Annotated in this window: 10 protein-coding genes; 3 read left to right on the forward strand and 7 right to left on the reverse strand. The window is 46.9% G+C overall.

The genetic code is table 11. The annotated features are described in order from the left end of the window. Nucleotides 1-19 precede the first annotated feature (19 nt). The 3 genes from purD to DWW23_RS10550 all read left to right on the forward strand — a co-directional run bounded on the left by purD (nt 20) and on the right by DWW23_RS10550 (nt 2,905). Entirely contained in the window at nt 20-1,288 is a 1,269-nt protein-coding gene (gene purD / locus DWW23_RS10540) for a phosphoribosylamine--glycine ligase (RefSeq protein ID WP_122353238.1), read from the forward strand. A 172-nt stretch (nt 1,289-1,460) separates the two neighbouring features. Continuing rightward, entirely contained in the window at nt 1,461-2,468 is a 1,008-nt protein-coding gene (locus DWW23_RS10545) for a hypothetical protein (RefSeq protein WP_122353239.1), read from the forward strand. After that, nucleotides 2,456-2,905, forward strand: coding sequence for a YqaA family protein (locus DWW23_RS10550; RefSeq protein ID WP_122353240.1), 450 nt, complete (start codon nt 2,456-2,458; stop codon nt 2,903-2,905). Before DWW23_RS10545 ends, DWW23_RS10550 begins: the two co-directional genes overlap by 13 nt. Nucleotides 2,906-3,004: 99 nt before the next feature. Here DWW23_RS10550 and DWW23_RS10555 read toward each other — a convergent pair whose 3' ends face one another. The 7 genes from DWW23_RS10555 to DWW23_RS10585 all read right to left on the reverse strand — a co-directional run bounded on the left by DWW23_RS10555 (nt 3,005) and on the right by DWW23_RS10585 (nt 12,032). After that, nucleotides 3,005-4,294, reverse strand: a complete 1,290-nt coding sequence (locus DWW23_RS10555; RefSeq protein ID WP_122353241.1) for a S28 family serine protease — start codon at nt 4,292-4,294, stop codon at nt 3,005-3,007. Further along, entirely contained in the window at nt 4,291-5,244 is a 954-nt protein-coding gene (queG, locus tag DWW23_RS10560; protein ID WP_122353242.1) for a tRNA epoxyqueuosine(34) reductase QueG, read from the reverse strand. Before queG ends, DWW23_RS10555 begins: the two co-directional genes overlap by 4 nt. A 3-nt stretch (nt 5,245-5,247) precedes the next feature. Further along, nucleotides 5,248-5,859: a polysaccharide deacetylase family protein gene (locus DWW23_RS10565; protein WP_122353243.1), complete on the reverse strand. Its 612-nt coding sequence runs from the start codon at nt 5,857-5,859 to the stop codon at nt 5,248-5,250. Nucleotides 5,860-5,862: 3 nt separating this feature from the next. Continuing rightward, nucleotides 5,863-9,105, reverse strand: a complete 3,243-nt coding sequence (locus DWW23_RS10570; RefSeq protein ID WP_122353244.1) for a DUF2723 domain-containing protein — start codon at nt 9,103-9,105, stop codon at nt 5,863-5,865. A gap of 220 nt (nt 9,106-9,325) precedes the next feature. Next, a complete protein-coding gene (locus DWW23_RS10575) occupies nt 9,326-9,550 on the reverse strand; it encodes a hypothetical protein (protein WP_122353245.1) in 225 nt (74 codons plus the stop codon). Nucleotides 9,551-9,634: 84 nt separating this feature from the next. Next, entirely contained in the window at nt 9,635-11,197 is a 1,563-nt protein-coding gene (locus tag DWW23_RS10580) for an ATP-binding protein (protein ID WP_122353246.1), read from the reverse strand. Between the two features lie 127 nt (nt 11,198-11,324). Next, entirely contained in the window at nt 11,325-12,032 is a 708-nt protein-coding gene (locus DWW23_RS10585) for a hypothetical protein (protein WP_122353247.1), read from the reverse strand. Nucleotides 12,033-12,308 lie beyond the last annotated feature (276 nt).

Here is a 12,308-nt window from a genome sequence, read left to right on the forward strand (position 1 = left end):
AATAATAAATTACAACGATATGAACATTCTGTTATTAGGCTCCGGCGGCCGCGAACATGCAATAGCCTGGAAAATTGCTCAAAGTCCGAAAACGGACAAGTTATTCATTGCTCCCGGCAACGCAGGTACGGCTCAGGTGGGAACCAATGTAGCTATCAAGGCAGACGATTTCCAGGCCATCAAAGACTTCGTATTGGCCAACAATGTGAATATGGTAGTTGTAGGTCCGGAAGACCCATTGGTAAAAGGTGTTTACGACTTCTTCAAAAACGACGCTTCACTGGCAGGTATCCCTGTGATCGGCCCGTCGAAGGAAGGCGCGCAGCTGGAAGGCAGCAAGGATTTCGCCAAAGCATTCATGATGCGCCACAACATTCCGACTGCCCGCTATAAGAGTATTTCAAGCGAAAATCTGGAAGAAGGATATGCATTCCTTGAATCGCTGGAAGCTCCTTATGTGCTGAAAGCCGACGGACTGGCAGCCGGAAAAGGAGTGCTGATCCTCAACACACTGGAAGAAGCGAAAAAGGAACTGGCCAACATGCTGGACGGTATGTTCGGCGATGCCAGCAAGACAGTCCTTATCGAAGAGTTCATGACAGGTATCGAATGCTCCGTATTCGTCATGACCGACGGCACAAACTACAAAGTGCTCCCGGTAGCCAAAGATTATAAACGTATCGGCGAAGGCAACACCGGCCTCAACACCGGCGGTATGGGTGCTGTTTCGCCCGTTCCTTTCGCCGACGAAGCATATATGGCAAAGGTAGACGAACAAATCATCCGCCCGACCATCGAAGGACTGAAGGCGGAAGGTATCGACTATAAAGGTTTCATCTTCCTCGGCCTGATCAACGAAAACGATCCGAAGGTGATCGAATACAATTGCCGCATGGGCGACCCGGAGACGGAAGTAGTCATGCTCCGTATCCAAAGCGACCTGGTAGACCTGCTGGAAGGGATAGCCGAAGGTAACCTCGACAGCCGCACCCTGGTTCACGACCCGCGTGCAGCCGTTACAGTCATGCTGGTAAGCGGCGGTTACCCCGAAGCGTATGAAAAAGGCAAAATAATCTATGGACTGGATGACGTGCCATCCGACAATATCCTCTTTCATGCCGGCACCATCGCTGCCAGCGGACGTATCCTGACCAACGGTGGACGCGTCATCGCCGTCAGCTCATACGGAGCCAACAAGGAAGAGGCCCTTGCCCGCTCATTTGCCGGAGCAAAGACCATCCTATTCGACCGGAAGTATTTCCGTAAAGACATCGGGTTCGATCTGTAAGTAAGTTTAAATATTATCAAAAGTGAGCCATTTCAAAAGTTGACAGTTGACAAGTGACAGTTGACAGTTATGTCGGCTTTCAGCCGATTTATTTACCGAACGCGAAGCCCAACTGTCACTTGTCAACTGTCATCTGTCAACTGAAAAATGTTTCACATTTTTCTAATTCAGAATGAACAATACATACCATTACTCCCGCAGGCACAGTATATCAGGCACAGGCACTTTTGTGGTTGTGCTGGTGGCTTGTATTGCCTGCTGGATCGTAAGCTATTTCAACTCGGTCGGCTATCCGGTATACGGAGAGGTGACAGCCCCTCCCCTGTGGAATGCTATCTGCCAGGTATTGCCCGGCAAGGCTTTCACGTATACCATCGGTATGCTGTTGATGTTCGGGGGAGCCTTCCTGCTCCACCGTGCCAACTATATCCTGGTGCTGATCCGCGAAAAGACGCTGCTGCCTTTCCTGTTCTACGTACTGTTCATCAGCACCAATCCGGACTTCCTACCGTTGAAGTCCACCTCGCTCGGTGTATTCTGCCTGATACTCGCCATCTACCAGCTATTCACCTCCTACCACGACCCCCATGCCAAAAGCAACGCCTACAATACCGCCTTGCTGATCGGGATCGGGAGTTTGTTGTGGGTGCATATTCTTTGGTTCATTCCCATCTTCTGGATAGGGATGTATAATTTCAGGACACTGAATATCCGGACATTCCTTGCCTCCCTGCTGGGAGTAGGTACCGTTTACTGGTTCCTGTTCGCCTGGTGCGTCTGGTTCCGTGACTTTACGCCGTTCACCATCCCGTTTGCGGGCTTGTTTAAAATACGTTTCCTGATGGCTACGGGAATAGGGCTGCTCGACTGGATAGGTATTGCGGCCGTTGCCCTTTTAACAGCGGTTTCCGCCATCAATATCATTACGCACGAATATGAGGATGTTTTACGTACACGCCAATTCTTATCCTTCCTTATCGTCCTGTCGATATGGGCATTCGGGCTCTATTTCCTTTACGAACAAGCATCGGAAGAGTTTCTGGAAACAGCCTGTGTCCCGGCTTCGATACTGATCGCTCACTTCTTCACCGTGATGCGGGGCAGGATCGTCTTCTGGACATTCTATGCAACAATCGTGCTTTATTTTATCCTCTTATTTTTACGTATATGGAATTTCTGATAGAATACGGATATATCGGGGTGTTTATCGCCTCTTTCCTCGCTGCCACCATCCTGCCCTTCAGCAGCGAAGTCGTACTGACCGGCGTACTGCTGGCAGGTTCGGCCTACTGGCCCTGTATGGTAGCCGCGACCTTGGGTAATTTCCTGGGCGGCATGAGTTGTTACTGGCTCGGTATGCTGGGTAAAGTGGAATGGATTGAGAAATACCTCAAACTAGATGCCAAAAAGCTGCAAAAGGTACAAGAATGGATTGCGGGAAAAGGCTCGTGGATGGGCTTCTTCGTCTTCCTGCCGGGCATCGGTGACTTCATCGCAGTGGCACTGGGTTTCCTCCGCGCCAACATCTGGATCGTCGCCATCTCCATGTTCCTGGGCAAAGCCATCCGCTACTGGGTGTGGATGGAGTTCGTGTATAAGGTGCAAAGCATGTTTTAAAGGACTATAGTGAGAGGATACCCGACACTATAATCCTAATCTACCTGACACTATAAACCTATAGTGTCCAGCACTACTATGTTATCCGTAGCTTGAAAATTATTCAGCCAGCCACTGGTTCAGTTGAGTCAAGATCTTTTCCTTGATGTCTTCCGGCATATTACCGATACGTGAACGGTGGCTACCACGGGACTGGAAATAGACTTGCTCATTCTTCTTCCCTTTGAAAACCGGGGCATGGGCAGCGCTCCACGGATCGATCTCGCCATAGATGAAGATCATCTTCGGATCATTGTCTTTCAGGAAGTTATATATCTTATGATAAAGAGCCGGACGGAATTCTACCTTGTCTACCAGTTCTTTCGGAAGCATGATGCGGTTGAGGTATCCTTTGCTGCTCTCTATGGTCAGGTACTTTTTAAAGGGTTTGGTGTCATAACCGTAATAGCCCAGTTCGCGGGCAGCCTGTACAAAGAAAGAGATATTCGGCTGGTTCTCGGCAAAATAGTCGGGACTGCTGATATCCATCAGATGTTTGAACAGCGCTTCCGTATCGGCATGCACAGAAGGAATTACGGAAACCGATGTCCCCCACTGCCACAAGGCGAAAGGATATTCCAGTACGCAATAATCCAACACTTCTGCCATCGGGATACGGTATTCCAAGCCTTTTTCTTTGGAGAGCGCTTCGAGTAAAGGGAGCATTTCAGCTTTGCGGCTCAACACTTCTGTTTGAAAATTCTTTATCCTGTTACGTTCTTTCTTTGTGCCGACTTTACGGAGGAACGGTTCGTGACGACCGTCTTCCACTCCCTTACACAGCGGACCGACATACGGAACGGAGATATCGACATCATCGGGAAAGAAAGCACGGTAAAGCATGGTGGTCTGGCCGCCCTTGCTGATACCGGTACTGATCCATTTGCCGGTATAAAGCTGTTTGAATGTCTGGTTGACGTTATGCAGGTCGTAAGCGGAATTTTCGGCAGTCAGGTAATCCCAGTTGCAAGGTTCGGGAGTAGACTCCAGGAAATAACGGTACTCCACAAAGACCAGGTTGGCGTTCAACAGCTTCGTCAGCTCTTCCTCATATTTGGGATTGAGGGCATAGGCACCGCCGTAACCTTCCGTTACCAGGACAGTCGGACGATCGAAACCGACATGACCGATAACGACACGCTGGGTAAAGGTACCTGCTTCCGGGTGCTTCGGGTCGATGGGTTGGGTGATACGTACCAGGTACTTCTCCGGATAGACATCCGATTGGAGTTGTTCGATGTTACTGATCCCTTTCAGGGAGGCAAGCTTCTCTTTCAAATCGCCCGGTGAGGCAAAAGCCACCAGGGTACACAGAAAAGAGAGGAGCAGAAGATGAAATGTTCTTCTCATGGTTTATCTTTCTTGTTGTTTATAATTCTTCGTTTATTAGCGATCGTACGGATCAATCCTTCATATTTCGCCCGTTTTACGGCCGACCTGGCAAAGATACGATTATAATCTTCACGGGTAAAGTCCGCCAGGTCTTCTTTTTTAAAGGAAAGGAAAGCAGGCGACGGGGTAAAAGCCTCTTCACGGGTAGGAACAGCAAAACGGTTCCAGGGGCAGACCTCCTGGCAGGTATCGCAGCCGTAAAGACGGTTGCCCAGGCGGGAGGCAAGCTCCGAAGGGATATCGCCTTTATGTTCGATAGTGAGGTAAGAGATACATTTGTTCGCATTCAGATGGCCGGCAGACTCCAAGGCACCCGTCGGACAGGCGTCGAGACAACGGCGGCAGTCGCCGCAACGGTTCTCCTGAGGGCTGTCGTAATCGAGCTCCAGCGTAGTGACGATCTCACCGAGGAAGAAGAAAGAGCCTTTGCCGGGGATGATAAGATTGGTGTTCTTGCCGATCCAGCCAAGGCCGGCTTTCCAGGCCCAATAACGTTCGAGAAGGGGGGCGGAGTCGGTGAAGGCACGGGCTTCCGGAGCGAGTTCTATAGACGGAAGAAGTTCTTCCGTGATATATTGCCAGAGTTGGCGGAGTTTGTCTTTCAGTACGATATGGTAGTCTTTTCCGTAGGCGTAATAGGAGATACGGGGAGCATCGGGAGATTGTTTCTGTGCCGGATAATAATTAAGAGCGACAGAGATGACGGAACGGGCACCTTCGACCAATCCGGCGGGATTCAGACGGATATCGCGGTAGTTCTCCATATATTTCATCCCTGCATGATACCCTTCAGCTATCCAGCGGTCAAAAAACAAAGCTTCGGTGTCTGCGGAAGAGACCTCAGCTATTCCGCAGGCATCGAAGCCCAATTCTTTCGCTTTCTTCTTTATACTGACAGATAGATTCATTATCTACTCGAATACCTTGAACACATACCCTTCTTTCTGTAGCCATTCGATGGCACGGGGCATCGCTTCACGCATGTTCGTTTCGGCTTTGAGGGAGTCGTGGAAGACGATGACAGAGCCGTTGCGGGTATAGTTTTTTACCACGTTGAAGACACCGTTCGGCGTCATATGCGGACTGTAATCGCGTGTCACCACGTCCCACATGATAATCTTGTATTTCTTCCGCAAGGCTACCACCTGCGGGAAACGCATATGACCGTGCGGCGGCCGGTACAGGTCGCTGTGGATATATCCGGCAGCCTGCTCGATGTCATCCAGGTAATTCTTCGTCCAATATTGAAGTCCCTGAATATGATGGAAGGTGTGATTGCCTACCCGGTGTCCGCGATCGAGCACCATCTGATAAACTTCAGGGTGTTTGCGGACATTGTCTCCTACACAGAAGAAGGTCGCCTTCACACCATATTTGTCGAGTATATCCAAAACCCAAGGGGTAACCTCGGGAATAGGGCCGTCGTCGAAGGTGAGATATACACACTTCTCCTTGGCCGGTATCCGCCAGATTACCCCTGGAAACAGGACCCTGTAGAACCAGGGCGGTTGTTCTATAAACATATATTACTTATTTCCGCGAACCGAACCGTAAGCCATCCGGTAGTTGTCAAACTCTTCCTGATACTTCTTAGCAAATTCGGGGTTATAATGTTTGCTGACTGCCAGAACTTGGTTCATGACTGCCAGGTTATGTTCCAACTCTCTTGTCACAGAAGCCAACTGAGACGGTCGCAGACGGAAGAACCAGTCGATATTCCGCATGGCATTTTCTGCAATGACGGCAAAAATCTCTTCAGCCTTTTCTGTCTCATCCAGCGCATAATACAACTCACCGGTAGAAAGAGCCGTATAATCCAACGGAACATTTTCCGGCGGCAATACTTCCATACTCTTATTCAACACGTTCAACGCTTTCTCATTCTTGCCTTCCTTCAACAGGTCTTCAGCCAGTTTATTGAACAATGCCATACGGTAGCTCTTACACATACGCATCACGTTCTCATCGATATAAACACCCGGTTTATCTACACCACCCCATTTGAATTTGTTCATCACATTGTCGTACATCTTCTCTGTGTTGGTGTTTTTGTCCGCTTGCTTCGGAACGATCTGGTAAGCCAGACCTGTCTGTTCAAAGTAACCGTCCAGGCCGACGAACTGGTCGGGGTTCACTGTGATCGCATAGTAGATAGGACGTTCCCAGTTGTTGGTTTGCAACATATCCAGGATGATCAGTTCCTGTTTACCCAGCGCTGTCTTTCCTTTCAGGTTGATAGTCATCTCTGTCAGCAGATCGGTAGAGTCGGCAAGACCTTTCGCCAGTGCCGTAGCCGAATCGACTTTATAGATCAGTGTCTCTGAAGGAATATAATCGAGTTCCTGATTGAATCCCGGTATCTTCTTGAATTTCGGGTCATTGCTGCGTACGAAATTCAAACCTGTACTCAGGTCGATAGGTTTATCCATCATCGGAACGATATAGGCGGCATCACGTGTGCCTTGTATATAATCCGCACGATCCCATGAGATAGGCAGCGGAGCCGATTCGTAAGCCCGTTTCTTCATCTGGTCGATATACCAGTCTGTCTGCAGGTAACTGGTGTTACATACGCGGACATCGGTACGGATACCTTCCACTTCCTGTGCATACCACAACGGGAATGTATCGTTATCGCCATTGGTGAAGATCACTGCATTCGGTTCACACGATTCCAGATAGTTGGCACCGAAATCACGGCAAACGTAGCGTCCTGAACGATCGTGATCGTCCCAGTTCTGTCCTGCCATCTGGATAGGAACGAACAGGCATAATACGGTTGCAATGGAACCGGCAGCCACAGCAGGCAACTTTCCATACTTCTCGATCAGCTTGGCCAGTGCCGCGACACCGAACCCGATCCAGATACAGAACGCATAGAAGGAGCCTGCATACGCATAGTCTCGTTCACGCGGCTGATACGGTGTCTGATTCAGATAAAGCACGATAGCGATACCTGTCATAAAGAACAGGAAGAAAGTGATCCAGAAACTCTGGATACCCCGCTGACCGGAATAAGCCTGATACAACAAGCCCAGGATACCGAGCAGAAGCGGCAGCATATAATAGACATTATGTCCTTTATTATTCGCGATATCGGACGGCATGTTATCCTGCGGGCCGACAAGCACCTCGTCGATCGCCTTGATACCGGTGATCCAGTTACCGTTCATCACCTCGCCATTTCCCTGAATATCGTTCTGACGTCCGGAGAAGTTCCACATAAAGTAACGCCAGTACATGAAGTTCAGCTGGTAAGCGAAGAAATAACGCAGGTTTTCGGCAAACGTCGGTTTCATCACTGTCACATTCTCACCGCAACGGTTGAACTTCACCGGCTCCCCTCTGAACTGCGACCATTCCTTATAGGCCCCCACATGTGAATCGACATTGCTGTACATACGCGGGAAAAGCATATTCAACTCATCCACATATTCGTATTCAACATCGTGACGGGAAACGAAATATTTATCTTTCTCTTTCGGATCTTTCTTGATCACGCGGCTCCAAACGGCTTCACCTTCCTTGGTGACAGGAGCACAGTTACCACCCTGGTTCTCACGTTTTACCTCCGAGGCAAATGTCTGTCCGTAGATCAACGGTGTCTTACCGTATTGTTCGCGGGCCAGATAAGAACGCAGCGTGAAGATATCGCTCGGCGCATTCTGGTTCATCGGGGTATCTGCCGTTGCACGGATCATCGTCAGTGCATAAGAAGAATAACCGACAACGATCACCATCAGGCAAACCAATATAGTATTCAGCAATTTGATATTGACTTTCTTGCTCATGAACAGGTAAGCCGTCAATGCAGCTGTCAGGATCACAGCGATCACATAACCGCTACCGATAAACGGAACACCTACCAGCACGATCGCTACGATAAAAGCAATCTTCATACGCGTCGGATTTATCTCATCGCGCATCGTTTCCCAGATGGCCCAGATCAAGACGCCCGACAAAGCAATCACATACGCGAAGACGCCCGAATTGTAAGGCATACCCAGTACATTTACGAACAACAGTTCGAAATAACCGCATACCTCGACCAGTCCCTGAACGACCCCATACATCATCAATCCGACGATAGCAAAAGAAACCAGCAACGCATAGATGGTCCCTTTCATTGTAGGATTCGGGAATTTCTTATAATAATAAACCAGGACAATAGCCGGGATACAAAGCAGGTTCAACAGGTGGACACCGATACTCAACCCCATCAGGTAAGCGATCAGTACGATCCAACGGTCGGCATGCGGACGGTCGGCCGCCTCTTCCCATTTAAGGATCAACCAGAAAACCAATGCCGTGAACAGAGAAGAATAGGCATATACCTCACCTTCTACCGCACTGAACCAGAATGTATCGCTAAAGGTATAAGCCAACGCACCTACCAGACCGCTACCCATAATAGTGATCATTTTACCTAATGAGATTTCGTCCTCATCGTTCACCATGATCTTACGGGCCAGGTGCGTAATACTCCAGAACAGGAATAAAATGGTCAGCCCACTGAAGAGTGCCGACATCGAATTCACCATTTTTGCCACCATGGAAGTATCCGACGCAAGTTGCGTGAACAGGTTAGCCGTCAACATAAAGAACGGTGCTCCGGGCGGGTGCCCTACTTCCAGTTTAAAAGCTGAAGAAATGAACTCACCACAATCCCAGAAACTGGCAGTGGGTTCGATAGTCATCAAATAAACGGTAGAGGCGATCAGAAAAACAACCCACCCCAACACGTTGTTGATTAGTTTATACTTTCTCATGTTTGTATAAAGTGTGATAATTAAATTGTCAATATATGCTATCCTCACACGGACAGTCGGCCGCAAAGGTAAGCATTTACGTTTAATACCAACGCCTTAATACTCCATAAATTGTATTGAAGAGATTAGAATTATATTAAAAAAAACCTGATTTTTAAGTGACTGAAGATGACAATTGTATGACAGAAATGTCAGATAGCAAAAACCGCCATTCCATCGTTCATAACACCTCTCTCTTCAGAAAATCAGCAAGGTGAAGATGAATGATTCCTTCTACATCACTCCCTCTGTTAAATTCATCCAGGCTAACTACATATTTCGGATAGTTATCCTGGATAGTCATCAGATTACCAAACTCACGTTCACGCGTTTTTTCATCCGAGATAAGATAAGCATTACCCAATGCTTTCAGATAAGCAAATAAGTCTTCATCATTTCGGATCATGCGGAACTCTTAAAAGGTTTTATTCTTTTACTATATGTTCTATAATCTTCATATTTTTATAAGTTATGATTAAAAGTCCTTATTTCATTCTTCGACGATCATCCAATCCCCGATCGTCCGTGTGGCACTGTCAAAATTAATACCGACCTTCACAATGCGCCGCCCGTCTTTGTTATAAGGAATCGCATATTGCCTGCTCTCGATTTGAGCCAAAGCCTCTGCTGCTGTTCCGTCATATTTAAATTCTAATACATAGATAGCATCCCGCATTTTTATAACTACATCCGCACGACCGACAGCACTCTTTACTTCCGTTTCCACATACATCCCCATCAGGCGGAACAACAGGTAAAAGATAGTCTGATAATGTTTTTCAGTCTTGTTCTCCAAATCGTTCGGGATAGAAGCAAAGAAAGAGCGGGTACGCTCCAGGCAACTCTCGATATCACCTTTGCGCAAATCGCGTATAAACGAAACGACATAAAAAGTATTGCTCTGCCCCGGCAACCCGATATAGGCGGGAAGCAACGATTCGATAAAACCTTTACGCACCTCGCCATTGGGATATGCCAACCAATAAGTTTGAAAGTCCGGATCATATCCTTTTATCGTTAAATAACCGCTCTGATAAAGAACAGGTATAGGACTCGTGATACGTTCCGTCGGTGCGTCAAACTGCTCATCGGTAGCTTCCACCCCATCCAGTTCACGAACATCGAAGTCCACTTCCTGTAATAAATCGATGAGAAAGGTAGGTGTACCCGTAGAGAACCAATAATTCTTGTATTCTTTCGAATCAAAAGCATTGAACAAGCTGAACGGATTGTAAATATCCTCACACCGTTTGCTGAAATGATAGCCATCATATTGCCGCTTCAAATGATCGCGAGCCTCTTCAAAAGTCTCCCCATTAGCCGCAGCCATCCATTCAATATCAGGTTCCAGTTCCGTCAGCAACTCCTGTTCGGTAATACCGCATATCGTACTGAATTCATCGCGCATACTGATATTTTTCAAGTTATTCAGTTCACTGAAGATACTCATCTGGCTAAACTTGCTGATACCTGTGATAAAGAGGAATCGCAGGTATTGCCCCAGTCCCTTGAGCGGACTGAAAAACTTCCGCATCTCATTTCTAAGTTCTTGCTGCAAGGGTATATCGGAATTACTATCCAATAAAGGAGCATCGTATTCATCTACCAATACGGCAATAGGCTTACCGGTCTGCTCGTATGCTCTTCTTATAATCCCCTGCAGACGGGCCGCAGGCGTTGTTTCCTCTTCTTCCTTCCCATACTCCTTTTCCCAACGCAACAAAAAGAGATTCAACTGTTCCTGCAAATCGAACAGATTCGTATATTTCGTTAAACTGAAATCTATGTGCAGGATAGGATATATCTCCCAGCTTTTTTCCAATCGCTCCATAGCCAGTCCGGAGAAAAGTTCTTTTTTCCCCTGGAAATAAGCCTCCAGCGTAGAAACCAGCAGACTCTTCCCAAACCGTCGCGGGCGGCTCAGGAAATATACACTATCGGTATTCGCCAACCGATAGACCAGTTCGGTCTTGTCCACATACACACAATTCCGTTTCCTCAACTGCTCGAAATTCTGGATCCCGATCGGATAACGCCTGTAGTTCGCTTCCATATTCTTCAGTTTACTTATTTTGATATGATAACAAAGATAGTAATTTCAGGCATAAAAGACAAGTAATCTTTTCTTGACGATAAATCAACGTCAAATCCGATACTCGTACATTTGGGAATTCCCCGCCTTACCATTGAAAAACAGCACTTCCATAAGCACCTCCACCCAAATCATCTGCATTGTAGCTCCAACGAGTATTATTTCCATCAGGGTTATTGGCATACCACCAGTTTGTAAGTGTGGAGCCAACCGTCCCCGTCCAGCAAATATAATTCTCACCCTCCCTGAGCTCACCGGTTTTACAATGAAAGTTTAGCACATAGGGAGAAGCAGATCCGGGATACATACTGATATCTGTTCTTACCTGTGCTCCGCCGGTAAAAACAGCACTTCCTCCCTGATCGGAATCGATAGTCATATATGCGTCAGCACGTGTAGTTATTATATCTGGCTCATTCGAACTGATCTCATATTTAAGATTAGGTGCAGTTTTTTTAATAAGGGCGCCCTGACGTTCTGTAACCATCAGAACCTGTGAACACAAAGGATCATTCAATGCTTTCTTTATCTGTAGATTTATATCATACAACTCTCCTTTTAATTTTGAAATATGCCCCGGATAAATTCTCAACGGATCGGTCACCTCCTTACCTGCACTTAGTTCAAATTCATCTGATTCATTCACTAATATATAAGGCCGCAACAATGCGTAAGTCTCATCATAGCTCCTTGAAGAGTACATCTTTTCATCCTCATCAAACCTACACGCACTTAAAACAGCACACACCGCAACCAACAAAAGTAATAAAGGGAATTTCAAATTTAGAGTTTTCATGATCTGCCTTGTATTTAGGTTTACATTATGTAAGATGAGATTATATTCAAAACCGCTGCATACGTTGAAAATAAAAATATTCAGTTACTTTTTGAGTATATCTGGAGTCAACACAGCCCAATATTCATACAAAATTTTCGAGTGTAGAAGAATATTTTTATCTTTTGGGAGATATTTTCGAGTATGGAAGAATATTTTGCATTAATGCAGCGGTATAATTTCTGGAATGGGAATGTACCGGAATTAGGGTTTATCAGGTATAGTTATACTGATAAG

The organism is Parabacteroides sp. AF14-59 (genome assembly GCF_003479515.1).
Lineage (GTDB): Bacteria > Bacteroidota > Bacteroidia > Bacteroidales > Tannerellaceae > Parabacteroides > Parabacteroides faecis.

What these genes read in the sequence shown, in the direction of transcription:
- purD (WP_122353238.1), top strand. Translation starts at nt 20, where the DNA reads ATGAACATTCTGTTATTAGGCTCCGGCGGCCGCGAACATGCAATAGCC.
- DWW23_RS10545 (WP_122353239.1), top strand. Translation starts at nt 1,461, where the DNA reads ATGAACAATACATACCATTACTCCCGCAGGCACAGTATATCAGGCACA.
- DWW23_RS10550 (WP_122353240.1), top strand. Translation starts at nt 2,456, where the DNA reads ATGGAATTTCTGATAGAATACGGATATATCGGGGTGTTTATCGCCTCT.
- DWW23_RS10555 (WP_122353241.1), bottom strand. Translation starts at nt 4,294, where the DNA reads ATGAGAAGAACATTTCATCTTCTGCTCCTCTCTTTTCTGTGTACCCTG.
- queG (WP_122353242.1), bottom strand. Translation starts at nt 5,244, where the DNA reads ATGAATCTATCTGTCAGTATAAAGAAGAAAGCGAAAGAATTGGGCTTC.
- DWW23_RS10565 (WP_122353243.1), bottom strand. Translation starts at nt 5,859, where the DNA reads ATGTTTATAGAACAACCGCCCTGGTTCTACAGGGTCCTGTTTCCAGGG.
- DWW23_RS10570 (WP_122353244.1), bottom strand. Translation starts at nt 9,105, where the DNA reads ATGAGAAAGTATAAACTAATCAACAACGTGTTGGGGTGGGTTGTTTTT.
- DWW23_RS10575 (WP_122353245.1), bottom strand. Translation starts at nt 9,550, where the DNA reads ATGATCCGAAATGATGAAGACTTATTTGCTTATCTGAAAGCATTGGGT.
- DWW23_RS10580 (WP_122353246.1), bottom strand. Translation starts at nt 11,197, where the DNA reads ATGGAAGCGAACTACAGGCGTTATCCGATCGGGATCCAGAATTTCGAG.
- DWW23_RS10585 (WP_122353247.1), bottom strand. Translation starts at nt 12,032, where the DNA reads ATGAAAACTCTAAATTTGAAATTCCCTTTATTACTTTTGTTGGTTGCG.